At 71.9% G+C, this 25,112-nt stretch carries 23 protein-coding genes; 15 read left to right on the top strand and 8 right to left on the bottom strand.

All coding sequences use genetic code 11. The features are described from left to right. Positions 1 to 86: 86 nt before the first annotated feature. Positions 87 to 1,835, bottom strand: coding sequence for an acetyl/propionyl/methylcrotonyl-CoA carboxylase subunit alpha (locus ACMTAK_RS29770; RefSeq protein ID WP_413809028.1), 1,749 nt, complete (start codon positions 1,833 to 1,835; stop codon positions 87 to 89). 344 nt (positions 1,836 to 2,179) lie between these two features. Between ACMTAK_RS29770 and ACMTAK_RS29775 the strand changes: the two genes are divergently transcribed. After that, complete coding sequence (locus ACMTAK_RS29775) at positions 2,180 to 2,632, top strand: hypothetical protein (RefSeq protein WP_413809029.1); 453 nt, start codon at positions 2,180 to 2,182, stop codon at positions 2,630 to 2,632. Positions 2,633 to 2,694: 62 nt separating this feature from the next. Here ACMTAK_RS29775 and ACMTAK_RS29780 read toward each other — a convergent pair whose 3' ends face one another. The 4 genes from ACMTAK_RS29780 to ACMTAK_RS29795 all read right to left on the bottom strand — a co-directional run bounded on the left by ACMTAK_RS29780 (position 2,695) and on the right by ACMTAK_RS29795 (position 5,544). Further along, on the bottom strand, positions 2,695 to 3,300 hold the full coding sequence (locus ACMTAK_RS29780; RefSeq protein WP_413809030.1) for a Maf family protein: 606 nt from the start codon (positions 3,298 to 3,300) through the stop codon (positions 2,695 to 2,697). Between the two features lie 181 nt (positions 3,301 to 3,481). Continuing rightward, the gene (gene mmpB / locus ACMTAK_RS29785) at positions 3,482 to 3,613 is read right to left on the bottom strand and encodes a morphogenic membrane protein MmpB (protein WP_020870724.1); all 132 of its coding nucleotides are present in this window, start codon (positions 3,611 to 3,613) and stop codon (positions 3,482 to 3,484) included. 94 nt (positions 3,614 to 3,707) lie between these two features. After that, the gene (locus ACMTAK_RS29790) at positions 3,708 to 3,914 is read right to left on the bottom strand and encodes an acyl-CoA carboxylase epsilon subunit (RefSeq protein WP_413809031.1); all 207 of its coding nucleotides are present in this window, start codon (positions 3,912 to 3,914) and stop codon (positions 3,708 to 3,710) included. A gap of 31 nt (positions 3,915 to 3,945) precedes the next feature. Further along, positions 3,946 to 5,544: an acyl-CoA carboxylase subunit beta gene (locus ACMTAK_RS29795; RefSeq protein ID WP_121824369.1), complete on the bottom strand. Its 1,599-nt coding sequence runs from the start codon at positions 5,542 to 5,544 to the stop codon at positions 3,946 to 3,948. 238 nt (positions 5,545 to 5,782) lie between these two features. On the opposite strand from ACMTAK_RS29795, the gene ACMTAK_RS29800 reads away from it, so the two are divergent. The 7 genes from ACMTAK_RS29800 to hutH all read left to right on the top strand — a co-directional run bounded on the left by ACMTAK_RS29800 (position 5,783) and on the right by hutH (position 15,436). Then, positions 5,783 to 6,670, top strand: a complete 888-nt coding sequence (locus ACMTAK_RS29800; protein ID WP_413809032.1) for a biotin--[acetyl-CoA-carboxylase] ligase — start codon at positions 5,783 to 5,785, stop codon at positions 6,668 to 6,670. 146 nt (positions 6,671 to 6,816) lie between these two features. Further along, positions 6,817 to 7,995: an adenylate/guanylate cyclase domain-containing protein gene (locus ACMTAK_RS29805; RefSeq protein ID WP_413809033.1), complete on the top strand. Its 1,179-nt coding sequence runs from the start codon at positions 6,817 to 6,819 to the stop codon at positions 7,993 to 7,995. 246 nt (positions 7,996 to 8,241) lie between these two features. After that, positions 8,242 to 9,798: a cytochrome P450 family protein gene (locus tag ACMTAK_RS29810; protein WP_413809034.1), complete on the top strand. Its 1,557-nt coding sequence runs from the start codon at positions 8,242 to 8,244 to the stop codon at positions 9,796 to 9,798. Between the two features lie 248 nt (positions 9,799 to 10,046). Beyond that, positions 10,047 to 11,000, top strand: a complete 954-nt coding sequence (locus tag ACMTAK_RS29815) for an IS481 family transposase (RefSeq protein WP_413809035.1) — start codon at positions 10,047 to 10,049, stop codon at positions 10,998 to 11,000. Between the two features lie 94 nt (positions 11,001 to 11,094). Next, on the top strand, positions 11,095 to 11,889 hold the full coding sequence (locus tag ACMTAK_RS29820) for an enoyl-CoA hydratase/isomerase family protein (protein ID WP_413809036.1): 795 nt from the start codon (positions 11,095 to 11,097) through the stop codon (positions 11,887 to 11,889). A 322-nt stretch (positions 11,890 to 12,211) separates the two neighbouring features. Next, positions 12,212 to 13,318, top strand: a complete 1,107-nt coding sequence (locus tag ACMTAK_RS29825) for a GGDEF domain-containing protein (RefSeq protein WP_413813034.1) — start codon at positions 12,212 to 12,214, stop codon at positions 13,316 to 13,318. A 573-nt stretch (positions 13,319 to 13,891) separates the two neighbouring features. Next, the gene (gene hutH, locus ACMTAK_RS29830; RefSeq protein ID WP_262699012.1) at positions 13,892 to 15,436 is read left to right on the top strand and encodes a histidine ammonia-lyase; all 1,545 of its coding nucleotides are present in this window, start codon (positions 13,892 to 13,894) and stop codon (positions 15,434 to 15,436) included. 53 nt (positions 15,437 to 15,489) lie between these two features. On the opposite strand, the gene ACMTAK_RS29835 is transcribed toward hutH, so the two are convergent. Continuing rightward, a complete protein-coding gene (locus ACMTAK_RS29835) occupies positions 15,490 to 15,795 on the bottom strand; it encodes a hypothetical protein (protein ID WP_413809037.1) in 306 nt (101 codons plus the stop codon). A gap of 99 nt (positions 15,796 to 15,894) precedes the next feature. Here ACMTAK_RS29835 and ACMTAK_RS29840 point away from each other — a divergent pair, with 99 nt between their 5' ends. The 3 genes from ACMTAK_RS29840 to ACMTAK_RS29850 all read left to right on the top strand — a co-directional run bounded on the left by ACMTAK_RS29840 (position 15,895) and on the right by ACMTAK_RS29850 (position 18,778). Further along, entirely contained in the window at positions 15,895 to 16,221 is a 327-nt protein-coding gene (locus tag ACMTAK_RS29840; protein WP_413809038.1) for a hypothetical protein, read from the top strand. A 199-nt stretch (positions 16,222 to 16,420) separates the two neighbouring features. After that, positions 16,421 to 17,698, top strand: coding sequence for a L,D-transpeptidase (locus ACMTAK_RS29845; protein ID WP_413809039.1), 1,278 nt, complete (start codon positions 16,421 to 16,423; stop codon positions 17,696 to 17,698). A gap of 261 nt (positions 17,699 to 17,959) precedes the next feature. Then, positions 17,960 to 18,778: a VOC family protein gene (locus ACMTAK_RS29850; RefSeq protein WP_413809040.1), complete on the top strand. Its 819-nt coding sequence runs from the start codon at positions 17,960 to 17,962 to the stop codon at positions 18,776 to 18,778. Positions 18,779 to 19,084: 306 nt separating this feature from the next. Here ACMTAK_RS29850 and ACMTAK_RS29855 read toward each other — a convergent pair whose 3' ends face one another. Next, entirely contained in the window at positions 19,085 to 20,548 is a 1,464-nt protein-coding gene (locus ACMTAK_RS29855) for a DUF2079 domain-containing protein (RefSeq protein ID WP_413809041.1), read from the bottom strand. A gap of 83 nt (positions 20,549 to 20,631) precedes the next feature. Between ACMTAK_RS29855 and ACMTAK_RS29860 the strand changes: the two genes are divergently transcribed. The 4 genes from ACMTAK_RS29860 (at position 20,632) to ACMTAK_RS29875 (ending at position 23,580) form a co-directional block, all read left to right on the top strand. Next, positions 20,632 to 21,315: an HNH endonuclease family protein gene (locus ACMTAK_RS29860; protein ID WP_413809042.1), complete on the top strand. Its 684-nt coding sequence runs from the start codon at positions 20,632 to 20,634 to the stop codon at positions 21,313 to 21,315. Positions 21,316 to 21,459: 144 nt separating this feature from the next. Continuing rightward, the gene (locus tag ACMTAK_RS29865) at positions 21,460 to 22,077 is read left to right on the top strand and encodes a SurA N-terminal domain-containing protein (protein WP_413809043.1); all 618 of its coding nucleotides are present in this window, start codon (positions 21,460 to 21,462) and stop codon (positions 22,075 to 22,077) included. A gap of 14 nt (positions 22,078 to 22,091) precedes the next feature. Next, the gene (locus ACMTAK_RS29870) at positions 22,092 to 23,093 is read left to right on the top strand and encodes a nucleoside triphosphate pyrophosphohydrolase (protein WP_413809044.1); all 1,002 of its coding nucleotides are present in this window, start codon (positions 22,092 to 22,094) and stop codon (positions 23,091 to 23,093) included. 67 nt (positions 23,094 to 23,160) lie between these two features. Further along, positions 23,161 to 23,580, top strand: a complete 420-nt coding sequence (locus ACMTAK_RS29875; RefSeq protein ID WP_413809045.1) for a DUF6479 family protein — start codon at positions 23,161 to 23,163, stop codon at positions 23,578 to 23,580. A 130-nt stretch (positions 23,581 to 23,710) separates the two neighbouring features. Here ACMTAK_RS29875 and ACMTAK_RS29880 read toward each other — a convergent pair whose 3' ends face one another. Continuing rightward, complete coding sequence (locus tag ACMTAK_RS29880; protein WP_413809046.1) at positions 23,711 to 25,084, bottom strand: tryptophanase; 1,374 nt, start codon at positions 25,082 to 25,084, stop codon at positions 23,711 to 23,713. Between the last annotated feature and the right edge of the window lie 28 nt (positions 25,085 to 25,112).

Raw genomic sequence — 25,112 nt, forward strand, 5'->3', positions numbered from 1 at the left:
GACGACGGCGGGCCCCGGCCGGAGATTCCGGCCGGGGCCCGCCGTCATGGGGCATGGGGTGGGGCGGTCGGCCCTCGGCCTTCGCGTCAGTCCTTGATTTCGCAGATGACCGCGCCCGAGGTGAGGGACGCGCCGACCTCGGCGGCCAGGCCCTTGACGGTGCCCGCGCGGTGGGCGTTGATGGGCTGCTCCATTTTCATGGCCTCCAGGACCACGACGAGGTCGCCCTCGGCCACGGTGTCACCCTCGCCCACGGCCACCTTGACGATGGTGCCCTGCATGGGCGAGGCCAGGGCGTCGCCGGAGGCGGCGGAGCCGGACTTCTTGACCGCCTTGCGCTTCGGCTTCTTCGAGCCGCCCGCCGGGGCGGTGGCCACGCCCAGGGAGGCGGGCAGCGAGACCTCAAGCCGCTTGCCGCCGACCTCGACGACGACCGTCTCACGGCCGGTTGACTCCTCGGTCTCGTCCGCCCCGGTCGGGGTGAACGGGGCGATGGTGTTGTTGAACTCGGTCTCGATCCAGCGGGTGTGGATGGTGAAGGGCTCGCTGGTGAACGCCGGGTCCTTCACCACCGCCTGGTGGAACGGGATCGCGGTCGCCATGCCCTCGACCTGGAACTCGGCCAGGGCGCGGGCCGCGCGCTGGAGGGCTTGTGTGCGGGTGGCGCCGGTGACGATCAGCTTGGCCAGCAGGGAGTCCCACGCCGGGCCGATGACGCTGCCGGACTCCACGCCCGCGTCCAGCCGCACACCCGGCCCGGCGGGCGGCACGAAGGAGGTCACGGTGCCCGGGGCGGGCAGGAAGTTGCGGCCCGGGTCCTCGCCGTTGATGCGGAACTCGAAGGAGTGGCCGCGCACCTGCGGGTCGTCGTAGCCGATGGCCTCGCCGTCGGCGATGCGGAACATCTCGCGGACCAGGTCGATGCCGGTGACCTCTTCGGTGACCGGGTGTTCCACCTGGAGCCGGGTGTTGACCTCGAGGAAGGAGATGGTGCCGTCGTTGCCGACCAGGAACTCCACCGTGCCCGCGCCGACGTAGCCGGCCTCTTTGAGGATGGCCTTGGAGGCGGCGTAGAGCTGGGCGTTCTGGTCTTCGGTGAGGAAGGGGGCGGGGGCTTCTTCGACGAGTTTCTGGTGGCGGCGCTGGAGGGAGCAGTCGCGGGTGGAGACCACGACGACGTTGCCGTGGGTGTCGGCCAGGCACTGGGTCTCGACGTGGCGGGGCTTGTCCAGGTAGCGCTCGACGAAGCATTCGCCGCGGCCGAAGGCGGCCACGGCCTCGCGGACGGCGGAGTCGTAGAGCTCGGGCACTTCCTCCATGGTGCGGGCGACCTTCAGGCCGCGGCCGCCGCCGCCGAAGGCGGCCTTGATGGCGATGGGCAGGCCGTGCTGTTCGGCGAAGGCCACGACTTCCTCGGCCCCGGAGACGGGGTCGGGGGTGCCGGCGACCAGGGGGGCGCCGGCGCGCTGGGCGATGTGGCGGGCGGCGACCTTGTCGCCCAGGTCGCGGATGGCGTGCGGCGGGGGGCCGATCCAGGTCAGGCCGGCGTCGAGGACGGCCTGGGCGAACTCGGCGTTCTCGGAGAGGAATCCGTAGCCGGGGTGGACGGCGTCGGCGCCGGATTCGGCGGCCGCGGCCAGGACCTTGGCCTGGTCGAGATAGCTGGCCGCCGGGGTGTCACCGCCCAGCGCATAGGCTTCGTCGGCCGCGCGCACATGACATGCGTCCCGGTCCGGATCGGCGTAGACGGCTACGCTCGCGATCCCGGCATCCCGGCAGGCACGGGCAACACGGACAGCGATCTCGCCACGGTTGGCGATGAGCACCTTGCGCACGATGGCTCCCTCCTTGAAACAAGCCGAGTTTAGGTACAGGCGACACCTCGCGCCGAGAAGACCCCGGGCGTGAGCTTGACCACACGGAGCGTGAACCTCGCGTTGGACGAACGTCCGGATCCCCCGTCGCTCCACGGTACGCCCGGTTTTCGGGGCGGTGGCGCGGTCCGCGATGTGGGCAAGGTCTCCGGCACGCCGTGCTGCGGCGCTTCACGTTTCTTTGTGGAGACCCTACGAATGCCGGGCGGAAACTTTGCCACGGCGTTCAGCTCGTCCGCACCTCTTGTGGCGACGCTTACCCGTTAGTAGCGTGCTTCGGCACTGACAGAGTGGAGGGGATCGCGGTGGCGCGCAGACCAGTGGCCGCGGTGGCGGCAGTGACGCTGATGGTCGAGGCGGTCGGCATAGCGCTGCTGAACTGGATCCTCGGCCTGGTCGTGGACCGTCAGCAGATGTCCTTGGGCGGCATGGACACCGACGCGATGTCGATCGGGACCTGGGTCGCGGGCGGCCTCTTCGGCCTCTATCTGCTGGTGTGCGGGGTGGTGCTGCTGCGCACCGCCGTGCGCGACCGCGCCCCCGGCCGCCTGGCCCGCATCCTGCTCATCACCTGCGCGGTGGTGCACGGGCTGTTGGGCGCGTTCTCGGTCGGCCTGGTGGGCTGGGCGGCGTTCGCGTTCATGATGGTGGTGCTGGGGCTGATCGTGCTGAGCCTGCTGGGGTACGAGGCGGAGCCGCCCGCCGAGCCCTCCGCCGAGGCCGCGGGCGGCGGACAGGACGCCCCCAGCCCGGCCTGAGCCGGGGGAAGATCCAGGGAAAGACCTAAGACAAGTCCAGGGAAACGCCCAGCCGGAATTCCCTAGTCGTTCCAGAGGTCCGTGATCCGCACGTCCAGTTCGGCGAGCAGCCGGCGGAACAGCGGCAGGGACAGCCCGATCACGTTTCCGGCGTCGCCCTCGATCCCGTCGATGAACGGCGCCGAACGGCCGTCGAGCGTGAACGCGCCCGCCACGTGCAGCGGTTCGCCGCTGGCGACGTACGCCGCGATCTCCTCGTCCGTCGGCTCGCCGAAGCGGACGGTGGTGGACGCGGTGGCCGAGGTGCGGCGGCCGCTGGCCGTGTCGATCACGCAGTGCCCGGTGCGCAGCACCCCGGCCCGGCCGCGCATCGACTTCCAGCGGGCGGTGGCCTCCTCGGCGTCCACCGGTTTGCCGAGCGCCTGACCGTCGAGCTCCAGCACCGAGTCGCAGCCGACGACGAGGGAGTCGGCCGTCTCCGGAAGCCCGGCCACGGCGGTGGCCTTCGCCTCGGCCAGCACCCGGGCCAGCTCGGCGGGGGTCTCGGCGCCGATCGCGTCCTCGTCCACCCCGCTGACGATCACCTTCGGCGCCAGTCCGGCCTGCCGCAGCAGCCCGAGCCGGGCGGGCGAGGCGGACGCGAGGACGAGAGTGCGCTGCGCAGTCATGCGCACCAGGGTAAGCCGCTCCCGGAGAGGGCCCGCGGGCCAGGGCCGCCTGCCACGGGTGCCCGGCACGTGGCAGGGGCTTCGCCCTGCCCTCCGGGTCGGGGCGGAGCCCCAGTTGGGGGAAGGGGCGGGGAGGGGAGCGGCCCGCCGCAGGCGTGCGCGTACCGCCGGACACCGCCTGCTAGGGCCACATCCCCAGGATGCACATCGCCAGCAGCACGGAGACGGTCAGAACGGTGCGGGCGCGGCGGAGCATGGCCTCGGCGCGCCGCAGTTCCTCGGGCGGCTCATCGGGCGGCTCGGACCACAGCATGAATCCGATCCTGAGGCCGGAGACGCCGGGGCGCCTGAGTACGCGTACTCAGGCGCCCCGGCACGAAGCTGCCATCCGGCCCGCCGCGGGCCGCTCAGGCGGGCCAGTAGGTGGTGCGCCAGGCCTTGGGGCCCGGGTGCGGCACCCGGTGGCTGGGGACGGTGCGGGCCGGGTCGGACCACTCCTCCGGATCGTCCTCGGTCTGCGCAGCGGCCATGGCGGCCGCCGCGCGTGCTTGCACCACCGCCAGAGCGGCGGCCAACTCCTCGGGGGTCGGGTTGCCCCGGACAATGCGGATCATGGAAACAGCCCTTCGCTAGGGGGCTAGGGGGCTAGAGGGGGATGTTGCCGTGCTTCTTCGGGGGCAGTGCTTCGCGCTTGTTCCGCAGGGTCCGCAGTCCGCGGACGATGTGGCGACGGGTCTCGGAGGGCATGATCACAGCATCCACATACCCCCGCTCGGCCGCGATATACGGATTCAGCAGGGTGTCCTCGTAGTCCGCGATCAGCTCGGTGCGGGTGGTCTCCGGGTCGTCGGAGGAGGCGATGGTGCGCCGGTGGAGGATGTTGACCGCGCCCTGGGCGCCCATGACCGCGATCTGGGCGGTCGGCCAGGCCAGGTTGAGGTCCGCGCCCAGGTGCTTGGATCCCATCACGTCGTAGGCGCCGCCGAACGCCTTGCGGGTGATGACCGTGATCAGCGGGACCGTGGCCTCCGCGTAGGCGAAGATCAGCTTGGCGCCGCGCCGGATGATGCCGTTGTACTCCTGGTCGGTGCCGGGCAGGAAGCCGGGCACGTCCACGAAGGTCAGGACGGGCACGTTGAACGCGTCGCAGGTGCGCACGAAGCGTGCGGCCTTCTCGGAGGCGTCGATGTCCAGGCAGCCGGCGAACTGCATCGGCTGGTTGGCCACGATGCCCACCGGGTGGCCCTCGACCCGGCCGAAGCCGGTGATGATGTTGGGCGCGAAGAGCGCCTGCGTCTCCATGAACTCGTTGTCGTCCAGCACGTGCTCGATGGCCTTGCGCACGTCGTACGGCTGGTTCGCCGAGTCCGGGATGAGGGTGTCCATCTCCCGGTCCTCGTCCGAGACCTCCAGATCGGCCTCGTCGGGGAAGGCCGGGGGCTCGGAGAGGTTGTTGGAGGGGAGGTAGGACAGCAGCGCCTTGACGTACTCGATGCCGTCCTTCTCGTCCCCGGCCATGTAGTGCGCGACACCGGAGGTGGTGTTGTGGGTCCGGGCGCCGCCCAGCGCCTCGAAGCCGACGTCCTCACCCGTGACCGTCTTGATCACATCCGGCCCGGTGATGAACATGTGCGATGTCTGGTCGACCATCACCGTGAAGTCGGTGATCGCCGGGGAGTAGACCGCCCCGCCCGCGCACGGGCCCACGACCAGGCTGATCTGCGGGATCACCCCGGAGGCATGGGTGTTGCGGCGGAAGATCTCGCCGTACATGCCGAGGGAGACCACACCCTCCTGGATGCGGGCGCCACCGGAGTCGTTGATGCCGACGACCGGGCAGCCGGTCTTCAGCGCGAAGTCCATGACCTTGACGATCTTCTCGCCGAACACTTCCCCGAGCGCCCCGCCGAAGACCGTGAAGTCCTGGGAGAACACGGCCACCGGGCGGCCGTCGACCGTGCCGTAGCCGGTCACGACCCCGTCCCCGTAGGGCCGGTTCTGGTCGATGCCGAAGTTGGTCGACCGGTGCCGGGCGAACTCGTCGAGCTCGGTGAAGGACCCCTCGTCCAGGAGGAGGTCGATGCGTTCGCGCGCGGTCAGCTTGCCCTTGGCGTGCTGCTTCTCCACCGCGCGCGCGGACCCGGCGTGGGTCGCTTCTTCGATGCGGCGCTGCAGGTCCGCGAGCTTCCCCGCGGTGGTGTGGCGGTCTGGAATCTCGGGGGCGGTCTCCGGCTCGGTGGACATCGGGATGCGGCTCCTGCTCGTCCTGGGGGTGGATACGGCGGGTCTTCAGGATCGGGGGAAGGCGGGGGACGGGGTCGTACGGGTCGTGATGGTGATCAGAGGGGGCCTGTCGGGTTTCGGGGGGTCCGGACCGTTCGGCGGCTTTGCGCTGGCTGGGCTACCGGCACGTAGCGTATCGGCGGCACCGCTTGGTGGCACTGCGTCGTTGGCCACACCTCCTGACCCTAGGCTGGCGCCCATGACGCCTTCTGACACCCCAGGAAGCCCAGGTGACGCGCGCGGACGCTGGTCCGACCTGGAGCGGCCACCGCTGAACGCCGCCGCGCTGCGCCGGGGGCTGGTGCGCCCCGGCGGGCTGTGGACCGAGCTCGAGGTGGTGCGGGCGACCGGCTCGACCAATACGGATCTGGTCACCCGGGCCCGGGCCGGAGCCCCCGAGGGCGCGGTGCTCATCGCCGAGGAGCAGACCGCGGGGCGCGGTCGGCTCGACCGCGCCTGGACGGCCCCGGCCCGGTCCGGGCTCTTCTTCTCCATCCTGCTACGGCCCGGCGACGCCGGCGTGCCCACCGAGCGCTGGGGCTGGCTGCCGCTGCTGGCCGGGGTCGCGGCCGCCGGGGCGCTCAGCCGTACGGCGGGCGTGGACACCGCGCTGAAGTGGCCGAACGACCTGCTGGTGACGGTCGCGGGCGAGGAGCGGAAGTTCGGCGGGATCCTCGCCGAGCGGGCCGGGGACGCGGTGGTGATCGGCATGGGGCTGAACGTCTCGCTGCGCGCCGGTGAACTTCCCGTTCCCACCGCAGGGTCGCTGGCCCTGGCGGACGCCATCTCCACCGACCGCGATCCGCTGCTGCGGGCCGTGCTGCGCTCGATCGCCGAGTGGTACGGGGAGTGGCGCCGCTTCGGGGGCGACCCCGGGGCGAGCGGCCTCCAGGAGGCGTACGCGGCGGGCTGTGCGACCCTCGGGCGCCAGGTGCGGGCCGAGCTTCCGGGCGGCCCGGAGCGCGTCGGCGAGGCGGTCGCGATCGACGGCGACGGGCGTCTGGTTCTGGCCACAGAAGGCGGGGTTCAGGAGCCGGTCTCCGCCGGGGACATCGTGCATCTACGCTCCGTACCGAGGGAGGATTGACCCTCCCGCGCAAGAGTGAGCTACGGCACACCTGACGTATCGTGGTCGCGGTCGGTCCAGCTCGGGGCGGCTGTGGGCGAGCTCGGGACCGGGCCGGGAAGAGGGAACGGAAGGGCAGTGCGCAGGGATCGGACAGGGGGCGGGCGGTGACCGCCGACGACGCGGGTTCCGGCACGGCCGAGGAGCGCGAGGTGCTGGACGCCGCCGCGCCCGACGGGGCCGTACGGGACACCGGGGCGCGGGAGGGCGCCGACGCGGAGACCCCCGACGACGAGGACCAGCCGGACCCCATCGCGCTCCGGCTGGAGCAGCTGATCCTCGGCGCCGAGCGGCGCTACACCCCCTTCCAGGCCGCCCGCAGCGCGGGCGTCTCGGTCGAGCTGGCCACCCGCTTCTGGCGGGCCATGGGCTTCGCCGACATCGGTCAGGCCAAGGCGCTGACCGAGGCCGACGTACTGGCGCTGCGCCGGCTGTCCGGTCTGGTCGAGGCCGGGCTGCTGAGCGAGCCGATGGCCATCCAGGTGGCCCGCTCCACCGGCCAGACCACCGCCCGGCTCGCCGACTGGCAGATCGACTCCTTCCTGGAGGGGCTCACCGACCCCCAGGAGACCGGGATGACCCGGACCGAGATCGCGTATCCGCTGGTCGAGCTGTTGCTGCCGGAGCTGGAGGAGTTCCTGGTCTACGTCTACCGGCGCCAGCTCGCGGCCGCGACCGGCCGGGTGGTGCAGGCGGCGGACGACGTCGAGATGGTGGACCGGCGGCTGGCGGTCGGCTTCGCGGACCTGGTGAGCTTCACCCGGCTGACCCGGCGGCTGGAGGAGGAGGAGCTCGGCGAGCTGGTCGAGGCGTTCGAGACCACGGCCGCCGACCTGGTGGCGGCGCACGGCGGACGGCTGATCAAGACGCTGGGCGACGAGGTGCTCTACGCGGCCGACGACGCGGGCATCGCCGCCGAGATCGCGCTGCGCCTGATCGAGACGCTGACGCATGACGAGACGATGCCCGAGCTGCGGGTCGGGATCGCGTTCGGCACGGTCACGACGCGGATGGGCGATGTCTTCGGCACGACGGTGAACCTGGCCAGCCGGCTGACGTCCATAGCCCCCAAGAACGCGGTCCTGGTGGACGGCGCGTTCGCCGAGGAGCTGAGCCGCACCGGGGAGGCCCCGGTGTCGGAGGCGGAGGCCGCGGAGGCGGCCGCCGCGGCGGAGAAGGAGGGCGAGGAGCCGCCCTCGTACCGCTTCGCGCTCCAGCCGATGTGGCAGCGGCCGGTGCGTGGCCTCGGGGTCGTGGAACCGTGGCTGCTGAGCCGTCGCGCGTGAGCCCGTGCGGGGCGGGCGGTGCGGGTGCGTCCGGATTCCTTCCGGGCGGGTGCGTCCGGATCGTCCTCGCGGCTCCGGCCGGATCATTCCGGTGACGCTGACCGGATCACTGAACTGAGCGCGGCACGGGGCCTGTTGGGCTAGCCTACGTCCGCAAGATCCACTCGGTGGATCCAGGTCCTGTCGTCGAAGTAGCACCGTCCGCGTCCGCCCGCGGGGTGGGCCCGGCGGTGTCCAGGAGCACGTGTGACCCAGCTTTACGATTCGAGTGCTCAGCGTCCGGGCGCCTTACCTCCGCCGGGCTGTCCCGCCCACGGGGAGACCGGTGCCGAACCGCTCCACGCGCCCGAGTTCGGCGCGGACCCCTTCGCGGTCTACCGGCGGCTGCGCGAGGCCCACGGCCCGCTCGCGCCGGTGGAGCTGGACAGAGGCGTACCGGCCATGTTGTGCCTGGGGTACGACACGGCGCTGGAGGTCATGCGGCGCCCGGAGACCTTCTCCAAGGACCCCCGCCACTGGCGGGACAGGAACGAGGGCCTGCTGCCGGAGTCCAGCTACGCCCCGCAGGTCATCAGGCCCCGGCCGCAGGTCGACTTCGTGGACGGCGAGGAGCACCGGCGGCTGCGCGGCGCCATCGAGGACACCACCGGCCGGATCGAACCCAGCGCCCTGCGGAACTATGTCGAGCGCATCGCCGACTCGCTGATCGACCAGTTCTGCGAGGCGGGCGAGGCCGAGCTGATCGGGACGTACTGCGCACTGGTCCCGATCATGGTGACGAGCCAGCTCTTCGGCTGCCCGCAGGAGATCATGGACCGGCTGCTGCGGGGCGTCGCGTCGTTCATCGACGGCTCGGACCCCTCGGGCGGGGACCGGACCTCGGGCGCGGCGCTGCGCGAGCTGATCGACCTCAAGCGGCGCGAGCCGGGCGCCGACATCACCTCCTGGCTGATCGCCCATCCGGCGCGGCTGAGCGATGAGGAGCTGGTCGAACAGCTGCTGCTGCTGATCGGGATGGTGACCGGGGTGGTGCCCGGTCTGATCGGCAACGCCCTGCGGGTGCTGCTCACCGACGAGCGGTTCTCGGGCGAGCTGATGGGCGGCAGCATGCTCGTCGAGGACGCCCTGGACGAGGTGCTGTGGACGGACCCGCCGCTGGCCAACATGGGGCTCTACTTCCCGGTCCACGACACCAATCTCGCCGGGAAGCGGTTGCGCGCGGGCGACGCCGTGATGATCAGCTTCGCGGCGACCAACCGGGATGCCCTGCTGCGATCCCCGCACAAGCAGGGCAACCGGGCCCATCTGGCGTTCGGCGCGGGCGCCCACGCGTGCCCCGGCCGGTCCTCGGCCCGGCTGATCGCCTCCGTCGCGCTGGAGAAGCTGCTGGACCGGATCCCCGATCTGGCGCTCGCCGGGGAGATCGAGGAGCTGAAGTGGCTGTCCGGGATCTTCGTACGGGGGGTGATCACGCTGCCGGTGCGGTTCGCTCCCGTTCCCAGGCCGGGGAGTCGGCGCGGTGCGCCGCCCGCCGCCCGCCCGGGGGAGCCGGGACCGCAGGGACCGCCGGGACCGCAGGGTCAGCCGGGCCAGCCGGGCCAGCGGCAGGAGATGCCGCCGGGGATGCCTCCGCCGCCGCCCATCCCGCCGATCTCGCTGCCGTTCGCCACCGACGCGGCGTCCGCGGCCGAGGCCCCGACCGGGCCGGGGTCGGGTCCGGAGTCGGAGCAGCAGGCGGAGGACGGGCAGAAGCAGCAGTCGATCCTGCTGGGCTTCCTGAACCGGTGGCGGCGGGCCCGCTGAGCGCTCCGCGGGACGTGGCGGAAGGTGCGGTCGTTCATCCGCGGAGCCGCGCATCGACACAGCCCCGCGCCCCTGCGGGGCGCAACCGAACCGCACCGGATTTCAGCGAGGGCGCTTAGGGCAGGCCTAGGTGTGCTGTCCGGGGACGTTGGTGACGGGCGACGCGCCGTGAGGGGTGCTTGAACGGGGCGAGGGCCTCTGGTTTCGGTGTGGATTGCGAGTCTGCACCGATGCCCAGGAGGCCCTCGTTGATCCACCGTAACGCCCCGCTGACCCCCACTGGCAGGCTGCGTCTGGCCCGGTGTGTCGTCGAGGACGGATGGCCGCTGCGGCGAGCGGCCGAACGCTTCCAGGTCAGCCACACCACCGCGGCCCGCTGGGCCCACCGCTACCGCCACCACGGGACAGCGGGCCTGCACGACCGCTCCAGCCGCCCCCACCACTCACCACGCCGGACACCCGCCACCGTGGAGGAACAGGTGCTGCGGATGCGCCGCGAACACCACATCGGCCCACTGCGGCTGGCTGCCCGCACCACCGTCGCCTCCTCCACCGCACACCGCATCCTCCAACGCCACGGCCAGCCGCCTCTGTCCGCCTGCGACCGGGCCACCGGCGAACCCATCCGCCGCTACGAACGCTCCCGGCCAGGCGAACTGGTCCACATCGACGTCAAGAAGCTCGGCCGTATCCCCGACGGCGGCGGCCACAAGACGCTCGGCCGGGCAGCCGGCCGCAAGAACCGCACCGGCACCGGCTACGCCTACCTGCACACCGCCCTGGACGACCATTCCCGCCTGGCCTACACCGAGAACCTGACCGACGAGACCGCCGCCACCTGCGCGGCCTTCCTGGCCCGCGCCACCACCTGGTTTGCCGCCCAAGGCATCACCATCGAGCGCGTGCTGACCGACAACGCCTGGGCCTACAGCAAGCACACCTGGCGCGACACCTGCCGTGACCTGGGCATCAGCCCACGCTGGACCCGCCCCTGGCGGCCGCAGACCAACGGCAAAGTCGAACGCTTCCACCGCACCCTGTTGGACGAGTGGGCCTACCAGCGGCCCTACACCTCAGAAGCCGAACGGCAGGCAGCGTTTCCCGGCTGGCTGGACTGGTACAACTACCACCGACCCCACACCGGAATCAGAGGCCACACCCCAGCCAGCCGCGTCACCAACCTGTCCGGACAGCACACCTAGGGCCTGTCCGGGCGCTCACCGGTTCCGCACGCCCCCGGGAGCTGGAATGATCGCGGGCAGTGCGTTCACGGTCGTTAACCGGGAGGGTGGCGTGATGAGTGAGCAGCGGTACGGGGAGTGGGTCGCGGTCCGCAGGGACGGCTTCGTGGCCGAGCTGGTGCTGGACCGGCCCAAGGCCATGAACGCCGTCTCGTCGGAGATGGCGCGCTCCATCGCGGCGGCCTGCGCGGCGCTGTCCGAGGACCGTGACGTCCGGGCCGTGGTGCTGACCTCGACCCATGAGCGGGCCTTCTGCGTGGGCGCCGACCTCAAGGAGCGCAACTCGCTCACCGACGCCGACATGATGCGGCACCGGCCGGTCTCCCGCGCCGCCTACACCGGGGTGCTGGAGCTGCCGATGCCCGCCATCGCCGCCGTGCACGGCTATGCGCTGGGCGGCGGCTTCGAGCTGGCCCTGTCGTGCGACGTGATCGTCGCCGACCCCACCGCCGTGGTGGGGCTGCCCGAGGTGTCGGTCGGCGTGATCCCGGGCGGCGGCGGCACCCAGCTGCTGCCGCGCCGGGTGGGCGCCGCGCGCGCCGCCGAGCTGATCTTCTCCGCGCGCCGGGTGGCCGCCGCGGAGGCCCATGCGCTGGGCCTGGTGGACCGGCTGACGGCGGAGGGCGAGGACCGGACCGAGGCGCTGGAGCTGGCCCGGGGCATCGCCGCCAACTCCCCGGTCGGCGTGCGGGCCGCCAAGAGGGCGCTGCGGCTGGGGCAGGGACTGGATCTGCGGGCCGGTCTGGAGGTCGAGGACGCGGCATGGCGGACGGTGGCCTTCTCCGGGGACCGCGCGGAGGGTGTGGCCGCGTTCAACGAGAAGCGTCCGGCGAACTGGCCGGGGGAGTGACGGGCCCGGACCGGGAGGCAGCGGCTGGTCAGTGATCCCGGACGGCAGGAGTACCGGGCCCGGACCGGGGAAGTTGACCGGATCCGGGGAGTGGCCCCGGCCCGGGGGGAGTGAAGCGGCCACCGGGGGTGACCGTTCGCTCGGATACCCGGGGTGAACGGCCCGCAGCGGATTGTTCTCGACGTTCTTACGCTGGAGAGCAGAGCGAACGATGCATGGCCGTGAGGAATGCGAGGCCGTCGTGACGGACAACGGGGAGATCGGCGGACGGCCCGGTGGGGTCGACGGACGATTGCGGGCCGTCGTGCGGCTCGCTCAGGAGATGGCGGCGGCGCACACCCCGCAGGAGTCGATGGGCGCGGCGGCCGAGGCGGCCCGCCGCGCCCTCGACGGCAGCTTCGCGGCGATCTCGACGTGGGAGCGCGAGCGGGGACGGCTACGGGTCCTGGTGAACGTGGGCGAGCTGATGGCGGGCGAGGAGCGGCTGCCGGAGGACGAGTCGTACCCGGTGCACGACTTCCCGGAGATCGCCGAATTCGTGCATGAGCACTGGGCCGCGGGCGGGGAGCCGCACGCCTGGGTCGAGACGGCAGAGGGGGTGGGCAGGGGCATCGGCTCGGCCCCGCCCAGCGGCAGCTGGGGAAGGGTCGCCGCGCTGCGGCGGCGAGGGCGCGGCAGCTGTGTGGTGGCCCCGATCGTGCTGCACGGGCGGGCGTGGGGCGAGCTGTACGTGGCCCGGCCGGCCGGGCGCCCCGTCTTCGACCGCGACGACGCCGACTTCGCGACCGTGCTGGCCTCGGTGACCGCCGCCGGGCTGGCCCAGACCGAGCGCCTGGAGGAGGCCCGCCGCCTCGCCTTCACCGATCCGCTGACGGGCCTCGGTAACCGGCGGGCGGTGGACATACGGCTGGACGAGGCGCTGGAGGCGCATCACGCGGACGGCACGGTCGTGAGCCTGGTCGTTTGCGACCTCAACGGCCTCAAGCGGGTGAACGACACGCTCGGCCATGCGGTCGGCGATCGCTTGCTGGAACGGTTCGGCTCACTGCTGTCCATATGCGGCGCGATGCTGCCCGGGGCGCTGGTGGCCCGGCTGGGCGGCGATGAGTTCTGCCTGCTGGGGGTCGGGCCCCCGGCGGACGAGGTGGTCCGGGTGGCCGACGAGCTGTGCCGGCGGGCGGCGGAGCTGGAGCTGGGCGAGGGGGTGGCCTGCGGGATCGCCTCCACGGGCGATCCGATCGGCCCCGTGCCGTCGGCCCGCCGCCTCTTCCGCCTGGCGGACGCGGCCCAGTACCGGGCGAAGGCGGCGCGCTCGCTGAAGCCGGTTGTGGCGGGCCGGGATGGCGGTGCGGAGGACGCGGTGATCCGCCTCGCCGATACGTCCCCCGCCCACCCCCCGGAACGCCGCCGCTTCCGAGGCCGCCGCTAACCCCCACCGCGGGTTCCGCCCCCACCCCGCCCTTCCCCGATCCCGGGGGCAGGCCCCCGGCCCCCACCGGTGCTCCGCCCCGGGGCCGAACGGGTCCGGGACCCGGCCCCGCCGGGCTCGGCCCCTGAGCCCCGCGGGACTGCGGCGCGGCAAGTTCCCCCACCCCGCCCCTTCCCGAACCCGGGGGCAAGCCCCCGGCCCCCCTCGGGGCTCCGCCCCGAATCCCGCTTCTCAATCGTCGGAGGGGCTTGAAGGTGGGGTTCCGTCCCGAATCCCGCTTCTCAATCGTCGGAGGGGCTTGAAGGTGGGGTTCCGTCCCGAATCCCGCTTCTCAATCGTCGGAGGGGCTTGAAGGTGGGGTTCCGTCCCGAATCCCGCTTCTCAATCGTCGGAGGGGCTTGAAGGTGGGGCTCCGTCCCGAATCCCGTTCCTCAATCGCCGGAGGGGCTTGAACGTGGGGCTCCGTCCCGAGGGGGCCGGGGGGTCGCCCCCGTTCGGGAAGGGGCGGGGTGGGGATGGAGGCAGCGGGCAACAGGGTGACAGGCGGGGATTCACTCTCTAGGGTGCCTGAATATGGATATGCACACTGTGGTGGTGGGAACGTCCGGAACGACCGCCGACGATGTCATCGCCGTAGCCCGCGGCACCGCGCGGATCGAGATCTCCGAGGCGGCGCTCGACGCCATCTCCGCGGCGCGGCAGGTGATCGACGACCTCGCGGCCAAGCCCGAGCCCGTCTACGGCGTCTCCACCGGCTTCGGCGCGCTGGCCGTGCGCCACATCAGCCCCGAGCTGCGCGCCCAGCTCCAGCGCAACATCGTGCGCTCGCACGCCGCCGGCATGGGCGCGCGGGTCGAGCGCGAGGTGGTGCGGGCGCTGATGTTCCTGCGGCTCAAGACGCTCGCGTCCGGCCGGACCGGCGTCCGGCCCGTCGTGGTCGAGACGATGGCCGCGCTGCTCAACGCGGGGATCACCCCCGTCGTGCACGAATACGGCTCGCTGGGCTGCTCCGGCGACCTGGCGCCGCTGTCCCACTGCGCCCTGGCGCTGATGGGCGAGGGCGAGGCCGAGGGGCCCGACAAGACCGTGCGGCCCGCCGCCGAACTGCTGGCCGAGCACGGCATCGAGCCGGTCGAGCTCCGCGAGAAGGAGGGCCTGGCGCTCCTCAACGGCACGGACGGCATGCTCGGCATGCTGATCATGGCCTGCGCCGACCTCGCCCGGCTCTTCACCGTCGCCGATGTGACCGCCGCCCTCTCGCTTGAGGCGCTGCTCGGCACGGACCGCGTCCTCGCGCCCGAGCTGCACGCCATCCGCCCCCACCCGGGGCAGGCGGCCAGCGCCGCCAACATGCTGCGGGTACTGGCGGGTTCGGGGCTCACCGGGCACCACCAGGACGATGCGCCGCGCGTCCAGGACGCGTACTCGATCCGCTGCGCCCCGCAGGTCGCCGGCGCCGGCCGGGACACCCTCGCACACGCCCGGCTGGTCGCCGAGCGCGAGCTGGCCTCCGCCGTGGACAACCCCGTGGTGCTGCCCGACGGGCGGGTGGAGTCCAACGGCAACTTCCACGGCGCGCCCGTCGCGTACGTCCTGGACTTCCTGGCCGTCGCGGCCGCCGACCTCGCCTCGATCGCCGAGCGCCGCACCGACCGGCTGCTGGACAAGAACCGCTCCCACGGCCTGCCGCCCTTCCTGGCCGGTGACCCGGGCGTGGACTCGGGGCTGATGATCGCTCAGTACACCCAGGCCGCGCTGGTGAGCGAGATGAAGCGGCTCGCGGTGCCCGCCTCGGTCGACTCCATCCCGTCCTCCGCGATGCAGGAGGACCATGTCTCGATGGGCTGGTCGGCGGCGCGCAAGCTGCGTACGGCGGTCGACAGCCTGGCCCGCGTCCTGGCCGTCGAGCTGGTCGCCGCCACCCGGGGCATCGAGCTGCGCCAGGGTCTGGAGCCCGCGCCCGCGAGCCGGGCGGTGCTGACGGCCGTGCGCCGGGCGGGCGTCGAGGGGCCGGGCGAGGACCGGTATCTGGCGCCCGACTTGGCGGCGGCGGACGCGTTCGTACGATCCGGTGAGCTGATCGAGGCCGTGGAGTCGGTGACCGGCCCCCTGGACTGAACCGGGTGGACTGAACCGGGCCGGGGGCCCGCCTGTGCCCCCGGGCCAAGGGGCTAGTACGCCTCCGGGCGGGTGCGCCGCACGGAGGCGGTCACCATCGCCACGCCCAGCCCCAGGAAGGCCGTGCCGCCGAAGAGGTACGGGGTGACGTCCACACTGCCGGTGTCGGCCAGATCCCCGTCGGGTACGGCCTCGGTCCTGGGCCCGGACCCGGGCGAGCCCTCGGAGGTCCGCGAGGGCGCCGATGACGATCCCGGGTCCTCCACGGTGGCGTTGGCGGACGGGACGAACCACAGGGCGCACAGCAGCGAACCGGCAGCGGCGGCGGTCAGCAGCGGTCGGCGTGCGTTCAACGGCATCCTCCTTGAGGCTGCGGCAAATTGACCCCGTGCGCCGATCGTAGTGACAACTGCGGGTCGTGCGGAAGCGAGACGGGTCGGCCCCCTAACCTCCGTCGCATGACGAGTACCGAGACATCACGCTTTGTCCGGCTTCGGGTGGAGCTCGTAGTCGAGATCGCCGATGCGGACCGGCTACGGCGTGCGGCGTACGAGCGGATCGACGTTGACGAGTCCATGGCCGCCGAGGAGCGGGGCCGCGCGCACCGCATGGTGGAGTCGGACGAGGCCGAGGCGCTGGCCTATCTGATCGAGCCGTTCGAGCTGGTGGAGGAGGTGCCGGGGGTCGAACTGGCCCAGGCGTCCTGGAGCAGCGAGCACGTCGACTACGATCCTCGCTCCGCCGAGTGGTCCGGGTCCTTCGCCGACCTGGACGAGGACGACTGAGCCCGGAGGGCCGGATTCCGGGCGACGAAGACGGCTGAGCCGTGCGGGTCCGGGTGCCGGAGGGTCTTACGCTTGACTGGCGCCTTTGCTAAGTGGTCTTGCCCACAGTTTTACTCTTCCGTGGAACCGGCCAAAAGGTACAGGCGTTCTTATCGGGCAGGTCCGGGGTTTCTGGGGTCCAGATCAAGATCCAGGTCAAATGGAGAAGCGTGTGATGACGGACGGCAAGCGCCGTAAGGGGCTGGTGGCCGTGGCCGCCGTGCTCGGCGGCGTACTCACTCTCGCCGCGTGCGGCGGGGATGGCGGCGGCGACGACGCCAAGAACGACGGGCACAAGTCGCAGTCGCAGGTCGACGAGGCGGCGGCCAAGGACGCGTCGGACGCCCACATCAAGATCACGCCGAAGGCCGGTGCGACGAACGCGGGCATCAACAGTGACACCAAGGTCACGGTGAGCGAGGGCAAGCTCACCTCCGTCACGATGACGTCCGCGGCGACCGGCAACACCGTGGCCGGGACCATATCGCCCGACAAGACGTCCTGGAAGCCGAGTGGGCAGCTGGAGCGGGCCACTCAGTACAAGATCAGGGCGTCCGCCGAGGACTCCAAGGGCCGTAAGGCGACCGAGAACTCGTCCTTCACCACCGTCTCGCCCTCCAACAGCTTCATCGGCAACTTCACGCCGGAGGACGGCTCCACGGTCGGCGTGGGCATGCCGGTGTCCATCCGGTTCGACAAGGCGGTGACCAACAAGAAGGACATCGAGTCCCACATCAAGGTCACCTCCAGCAGCGGCCAGCAGGTGGTCGGCCACTGGTTCGGCGGCAACCGGCTCGACCTGCGCCCCAAGGACTACTGGAAGGCGGGCTCGAACGTCTCCCTGAAGCTGGACCTGGACGGCGTCGAGGCGTCGCCCGGTGTCAAGGGCGTCCAGGAGAAGACGGTCAACTTCAAGATCGGCCGCTCCCAGGTCTCCACGGTGGACGCCGAGTCCAAGGAGATGAAGGTCGTCCGCGACGGCAAGCTGCTCAAGACCATCAAGATCTCGGCCGGCAGCCCCGAGAACACGACCTACAACGGTCAGATGGTGATCTCCGAGAAGTTCAAGGAGACCCGGATGAACGGTGCGACGGTCGGCTTCACGGACGACGACGGCAAGGGCGAGTACGACATCAAGGACGTGCCCCACGCGATGCGGCTGTCCACCTCGGGCACCTTCATCCACGGCAACTACTGGGGCGCCAAGTCCATCTTCGGCAACGTCAACACCAGCCACGGCTGTGTCGGTCTGTCGGACACCAAGGGCGCGGGCGACCCCAACACGGACGGCGCCTGGTTCTACGACAACTCCCAGGTCGGTGACGTCGTCATCGTGAAGAACTCCAAGGACAAGACCGTCCAGCCGGACAACGGCCTCAATGGATGGAACATGGACTGGAGCCAGTGGGTGGCCGGAAGCGCCGTCGACGGCGCCTGACACACCCTCTTCTCACCACCGCCGGGCGGCGGTCGGCCTTCGGGCCGGCCGCCGCCCGGCTTTGTATCGGCTGCTTTGCCAACGGCTGCTTTGTGCCGCGGCCGGGAAGCCGTGTGCCGCGTTCACCGCCCGTCGGCGAACCGGTGCGCGCGGTAGCGGCCCGCGCCGAGTGGCGTGACGCCCGGGCCGGAGGAGAATGGGCCATGGGGGCATCCCGTACCGGCCGCCCACGGCCGGAAGTGGCGATACGGAGGCGGCCCCATGCCCGAAGTCATGTCCTATCAGCCCGGAACGCCCTGCTGGATCGATCTGATGGTCCCCGACCAACAGGCTGCCCTCGACTTCTACTCCGGGCTGTTCGGCTGGGAGGGAGAGGTCGGCCCTCCGGAGACCGGCGGCTATGCGACCTGGACCCTGAGGGGCAAGCCCGTCGCGGGGGTGATGTCCGCGCGGTCGGTGGGCGAGGAAGCCCCGCCGCCGACCGTCTGGACCACCTACTTCTGCTCCGCCGACGCCCAGGCCACCTCGGAGTCCATCAGCCGGGCCGGCGGCACCGTGCTGATGCCGGTCATGGATGTGATGGACCTCGGGCGGATGCTGGTGGCGGCCGACCCGCTGGGGGCCGTCTTCGGCGTCTGGCAGCCACTCGGCTTCACCGGCGCGGGCCTCGTCAACGAGCCGGGGACGCTGATCTGGAACGAGCTCAACACCACCGACCGGGAGGCGGCTTCGGCCTTCTACGCGGAGGCGCTGGGCGTGGAGTCGACCCCCATGGAGGACGAGGGCGCCGAGGGCTATTTCGCGCTCTCCGTCGACGGCCGCACGGTCGGCGGGCTCCAGCCGCTGCGGGAGGGGATGCCACCGGAGGTGCCCCCGCACTGGCTGGTCTACTTCGCCGTCGAGGACACCGACCGTATTTCGGCCAAAGTATCCGCCGAGGGCGGCACGGTCCTCCGCCCGCCGTACGACATGGTCGCGGGCCGGATGTCGCTGGTGAAGGATCCCCAGGGGGCGCCGTTCGCCCTGATCTCCCCGAAGCCCATGCCTTCCAGCCCCTCAGGGGGCACCTCCCAGCGGTAGCTGGGGGAGATTGAGGAGCGGGGCTGGGGCGGAACCCCACCTTCCAGTCCCTCCGGCGATTGAGGAGGGGGGCTGGGGCGGAACCCCACCTTCCAGTCCCTCCGGCGATTGAGGAGCGGGGCTGGGGCGGAACCCCACCTTCCAGTCCCTCCGGCGATTGAGGAGCGGGGCTGGGGCGGAACCCCACCTTCCAGCCCCTCCGGCGATTGAGGAGCGGGGTCTGGGGCGGAGCCCCAGTTGAGGGAAGGGGCGGGGAGGGGAACCAGCCCGCCGCAGGCGCCGAGATCCGCCGGACCCCCTAGCCCCCTAGCCCCGCTTGAGGACGAAGTAGCCGGAGGTGGAGCCCACGGGCGTGTACGAGCTGCCCGGATGGAGCTGCCCGGCGTACTCGATCACCTCGCGCTCGGTGCGCTCCGGCGGCTCCTGGAGGGCTATGTAGTCCGGCCGTATGTCCTGGGTGGCGCCGACCCACAGCACCCGGCAGCGGCTGGTGAGCCGGCTTATCGGCCCGACGTTGGCCTCCACCGTCGCCCCGTCCGGGATCCGGTCCAGCAGCCGCTCCACCGCCCGCGTCTGCGGGGACTTGTCGTATGTGGCGCCCTGGGTGAGGCCGTACAGCGGCATGGAGGACGACAGCGCCAGGGCCGCGCCGCACACCGCGGCGGGCAGCTGACGGGCGTACGAGGCGAGCCAGGGCCGGTGGGTGTCGCGGACCCGGTCCAGGGCGTCCACCAGGGCCAGCAGGACGACCGGCATCAGCACCGCGCTGTAGTGCCAGTCCGTGCCCCAGTAGTGGTCGTCATGGGAGAGGAAGCGCCAGCCGAGGGTGGGCACGGCGGCCAGCAGCAGCGGGGAGCGCAGCGCCAGCAGCCCGGTGGTCGGCAGCAGGATCCACAGCAGGGTGCGCAGCGCGGTGCCGAACGGGATCGTGCCGGTCTGGTCACCGCCGCTGCCGACCTTGTCCCAATAGTCGTACGAGCCGGCGCCGTTGAAGCCGGGGATGACGACGCCGAGCGCGAGCGCCGAGACCGCGATGCCGAAGCCCATCAGCGCGACGGCGAGCGGGACGGCGCGGGGGCCGCGCTCCGGGTCGCGCCGGGCGCGGATCCAGACGACCGCGCCGATCGCGGCCACCGTGGCGCCCATGTCCTCCTTGACGAACACCAGCGGGGCGGCCCACAGGAGCGCCGCGTACCAGCGCCTGCGGATCACCGCCTCCAGGGAGAAGGCGATGAGCGGGATGGCGAAGCAGATCTCGTGGAAGTCGAAGTCCACGGCGCGCTGGAGGCCCCAGGACACCCCGTAGGCGATGCCGATCGCGAGCCCCCGGCCGCGCCCCAGCAGCCGGGCGGCGACGCGGGTGACGGGGACGGCGGAGACGGCGAACAGCGCCGCCTGCGCGACCAGCAGGGTGACCGGGCCGGGGAAGACCCGGTAGACGGGGCCGAGCAGGGCCGTTATGGGGCTGAAGTGGTCGCCGAGGATATTGGCGCCGGGGCCCTTGAGATCGGCTATGGGGGCCTGGAAGTGCGCGTACGCCCGTATCGCCTGCTCGAAGATGCCCAGGTCCCAGGACATGGTGGCCATGCGGCGGTAGCGGCAGACCGACAGCGCCGTGAAGGCGGCGAAGAGGGCGAGGGCCAGCCAGTACGGATCGGCCCGCGGCCGCCGCAGTACGCCTGCCCTCGCGAGAAGCCGGGTACGCCCCCTGAGGACGGCGGTCGCCCCCTCGGCGCCGGTGCCGGGCGGAGCGGTTGCGGCCGTGTCCATCCAGGGTCCTTATCGTGTGGGCGGTCTGTGCGAAAAGATACGCGAAGGGGGCGGGAAGGTTGCGGGGACGGTTTCGCATACCGATGCGAAGTTCCGCGGCGGTGCTGGCCGCGCTGTTGGCGGTCGGCGGCTGCGAGGCCGGTGACCAGGACGGCAAGGGCGCTGACGAGGGCGGAGGCGGTCCGAGCCGGCCCGCGGCGTCCGGCTCGGCCCTGGCGGCTGTGTCCTCGCTCACAGTCAAAGGCCGTGCGCCGAAGACGGGTTACGAGCGGAGCGAGTTCGGCAGCTCGTGGGTGGACACCGATGACAACGGCTGCGGGACCCGTGATGACATCCTCAAGCGGGACCTGGAGGACGTGAGGTTCCGCGACGGCCACTGCCTGGTCGCCTCGGGCACGCTCACCGACGATCCGTACACCGGCCGCGATGTCCGGTTCGTCCGGGGCCACAGCAAGGTGGACATCGACCATGTGGTCGCGCTGTCGGACGCCTGGCAGAAGGGCGCCCAGAAGTGGGACCGGGACAAGCGCCTGCGGTTCGCCAACGATCCGCTCAATCTGATCGCCGTGGACGCCTCCGCCAACCGCCGTAAGGGCGACGGCGACGCGGCGACCTGGCTGCCGCCCAACAAGGCGTACCGCTGTGACTATGTGGCGCACCAGGTGGCGGTGAAGAAGAGGTACGGGCTGTGGGTGACCGGGGCCGAGAAGGGCGCGATGCGGCGGGTATTGGGCGGCTGTCCCGGCACGAAGTTGCCCGCGCGCTAGCTCGCGGAGGGCAGCGTCGGCCAGGAGGCTGACCAAGACCGTGGTGAATCGTTGTCCAATCAGTGGCCTAGGCCGCGCCGACTCCATACCATCGATCAACGCCAGATCGTTTGTCGCGCCGCACGATCTCTGCCGGGAGGCTCAATGATCCGCCGCCGTACTGCGCTCACCGTCTCCGCCGCGTCCGCGCTGCTGCTCTCCGCACCGCTGATCACCGCGTGCGGCGACGCCCCGCGGCCCGGTGCCGCGGCGGTCCTGGACGGTGGCCGGATCACCGTGTCCCAGCTCCAGACGCAGGTCAAGGCCGTCCGGCAGGCTCAGAGCAGCGACCCGAGGGCGGCCCAGATGGTCGCGGGCAGCGGCCGGCTGAGCCAGGACACCCTGATCCGGATGATCCAGTTCCGGGTGATCGAGCGGGCCGGTAAGGACAACGGGATCAGCCCCAGCCGCCGCGAGGTCCAGCGCGCCCGTTCCGCCGCCGAGAAGCAGAGCGGCGGCGCCACCGCCCTGCGCGCCCTGTATCTCCAGCAGGGCATCGCGCCCGGTGGGATCGACGAGGCGGTCCGGATGGACCTCACGCGCAACGCGCTCCTGCGCAAGCTGGGCACCTCCAAGGTCAATGAGGTGTTCACCCAGACCTCCAAGGCGCTCGACATCCGGGTGAACCCCCGCTACGGAAAGTGGGACAACACCCAGGGCACCGCCGTCCTGGCCAAGGAGGCCTGGCTGCGCACCTCCGGCGGTACCCCCGAGCAGGCGTAAGTTACGTTGCAAGGGTGACCGCACCTGACTCGCCCGCCCCCGCCGACGCCGCTCCCACCGGGCGCATCGTCCTTCTCACCACCAGTCACCGGGTGGCACCCGGGCTGCTGTCCTGGCCCGCCTGGCAGGCGCTGCGCGGTGCCGACCGGGTGCTCTCCGGCGACCCGGACCATCCGCAGCTGCCCTATCTGCGGGACGCGGGCGTCGAGGTGGAGCCGGGCGCGCCGGGCGCGCGCGAACTGGTCGACTACTGCGTGGCGGACGGCGGCCGCACGGCCGTCGTGATCACCTCCGCCGAGGGCGAGTCGGAGCTGACCGACGGGCTGGCGCGGCTGGCCGGATCCGGCCGCGAGGCGATGCCGGACCTGGAGCTGCTGCCCGGTTCCTACGATCTGCCGGGCGCGCGGCTGCTCGATCTGGTGCAGGTCATGGACCGGATCCGCGCCGAGTGCCCGTGGAGCGGCACCCGGACCAACGAGGAGCTGGTGAAGTACGGCATCGAGGAGGCGTACGAACTCGTCGAGGCCATCGAGGAGGGCGACCGCGAGGCGCTGCTCGAGGAGCTCGGCGATGTGCTGCTCCAGGTCGTCTTCCACGCCCGGATCGCCCAGGACGACCCCGAGCACCCGTTCTCGATCGACGATGTGGCGGGCGGCATCGTGGACAAGCTGATCCACCGCCATCCGCATGTCTTCGGCGACGAGGCCGCCGAGACCCCGGAGGACGTCCAGCGCCACTGGCTGCGGACCAAGGCGGCCGAGAAGCGGCGCGATTCGGTCACCGAAGGGGTGCCGCTCGGCCAGCCGTCGCTCGCGCTGACCGCCAAGCTGGCCTCCCGCGCCCGGACCGCCGGGCTCGACGTGGCCCTGCCGGACGGGGCGGGCATCGGCTATGAGCTGCTGGCGCTCGCGGTGCGGGCCGAGGCGGAGGGCGTGGACCCGGAGGCGGCGCTGCGCGCGGCGGCCCGCGCCTACCGTGACGCGATCCGGGCGGCGGAGGGGCTCGCGGCGCGGTGACGCGGAGCCGGGTGTGATGCCGAGGGGGGCGGAGTGATATCCGGACGGGTCCGGGTACCCGGCCGGCATGGATACGTACACCGAGGATCTCGCCGTGACCCGGGACCTGTTGGTCGGGACGGGGCCGTTCATCGTCGGGCTGGTGGTCGTGATCCTGTGCTTCGGGGCCGTGTGGTGGGGGATACGGCTACGGGCCCGTGAGCCGGCCCCGCCCCAGCAGCCGCAACGCCGCGCCGGTTCCTGGCAGAAGGCCCAGGAGACCGACCACGAGGCGCGGGCGGCGGGCCATGGCCCGGGGCATCAGGACGACGAGGACAGCGTCGGCTATGTCACCCAGCACCGCGAGCCCGATGAGCTGCGGCGGGACGGCAGCCGCCGGTTCCCGTCCGAGCTGGGCGGCCCCGGGACCCGCGACTCCGGCAAGCGCGGCACCGAGGACCGGCCCAACTGGCGCGAGGGCAGGAGCGGCTCGTTCGGTAACGGCTGAGGCGCACGAGGCGAGACGCGCGAGACGTACGTACGGCGCGGGCCCGGCATCAGTGGTGTCCGGTGCCGGGCCCGCGCGTGCGGTCGTGCGTGTGGTGGTGCCCGTGGCCGTGCGTGCGGCCGTGCGGAGGTCAGCCCCTGACGGGCACCGGCTCCAGCGTGGCGCGGAAGTGGCGCAGGATCGGGGACTGGTCGGTGATCCGGAAGCCGTAGACCTGGTCCGCGTTCTTGGCGATCTTCGCGAGCGTCTCGCCCACGTGGTCGTAGTGGCTGCGGGTGTAGACCCGGCGCGGCAGGGCGAGCCTGACCAGCTCGTACGGCGCGCTCTTGATCGGGTTGCCGTGCTCGTCCTCCTCACCGAGATAGAGCGACCCCAGCTCGGCCGAGCGGATGCCGCCCTCCAGATAGAGCTGGCAGGCCAGGGCGTGGCCGGGGTAGTGGTGCGGCGGGATGTGCGGCAGCAACCGCCCGGCGTTGAGGTAGAGCGCGTGCATGCCCGGCGGTTCGACGATGTCCACGCCCGCGGCGCGGACCCGGTGGGCGAGGTGGGAGGCGATCTCGGCGCGCTCGGCGAGATAGCTCGGCTCGGTCACCTCGGTCAGCCCCTGCGCCATCATGTCGAGGTCGCGTCCGGCCAGACCGCCGTAGGTCGCGAACCCCTCGGTGGCGATGAGGAGCAGCTCGCACTTCTGGGCGAGCTCCGGGTCGTTGGTACCGATGAAGCCGCCGATGTGGACGATGCCGTCCTTCTTGGCGCTCATCATGCAGCCGTCCGCCAGGCGGAACGCCTCCTCCGCGACCTGCCGCGGGGTGCGGTCGCGGTAGCCCAGCTCATGGCGGGTGACCAGCCAGGCGTTCTCGGCGAACCGGGCGGCGTCCAGGAAGAGCGGAACCCCGTGCTGACGGCACAGGGCGGCCGTCCGCTTGAGGTTCTCCATGGACACGGGCTGGCCGCCGCCGCCGTTGTTGGTGATGGTCATGACGACCACGGCGACTCGGGAGCCATCGGGTCCGGACAGCGTCCGGGCGAGCGCGTCCAGGTCGATGTTGCCCTTGAACGGGTCGGTGCTGTCGAGGTTCTTGGCCTCGGGGCACGGCAGGTCGCGCGCCTCGGCGTCGTTCAGCTCGACATTGGCCCGGGTGGTGTCGAAGTGGGTGTTCGACAGCACGAGGTCGCCGCGCTCCAGCAGGGTGGTGAACAGCACGCGCTCGGCGGCGCGCCCCTGGTGGGCGGGGAGGATGTGGGCGTAACCGGTGAGCTCGGTGACCGTCTCGTGGAAGCGGTAGAACGAGCGGGAGCCCGAGTAGGACTCGTCGCCCGCCATCCCCGCGGCGAGCTGGGCGGCGGACAGCGCCCCGGTGCCCGAGTCGGTGAGCAGGTCGATGGTCACCTCTTCGGCGCGCAGGTCGAAGAGGTTGTAGTTGACGCGCTTCAGCGCCGCTTCGCGCTGCTGCCTTGTGGTGACGGGTATCGGTTCGACAACCTTGATCCTGTACGGCTCCACGCTGCCCCTGCTCCTGTCTGTTCGTCGT

The sequence above is a fragment of the Streptomyces lacaronensis genome (assembly GCF_047337785.1).
GTDB classification, from domain to species: domain Bacteria; phylum Actinomycetota; class Actinomycetes; order Streptomycetales; family Streptomycetaceae; genus Streptomyces; species Streptomyces lycopersici.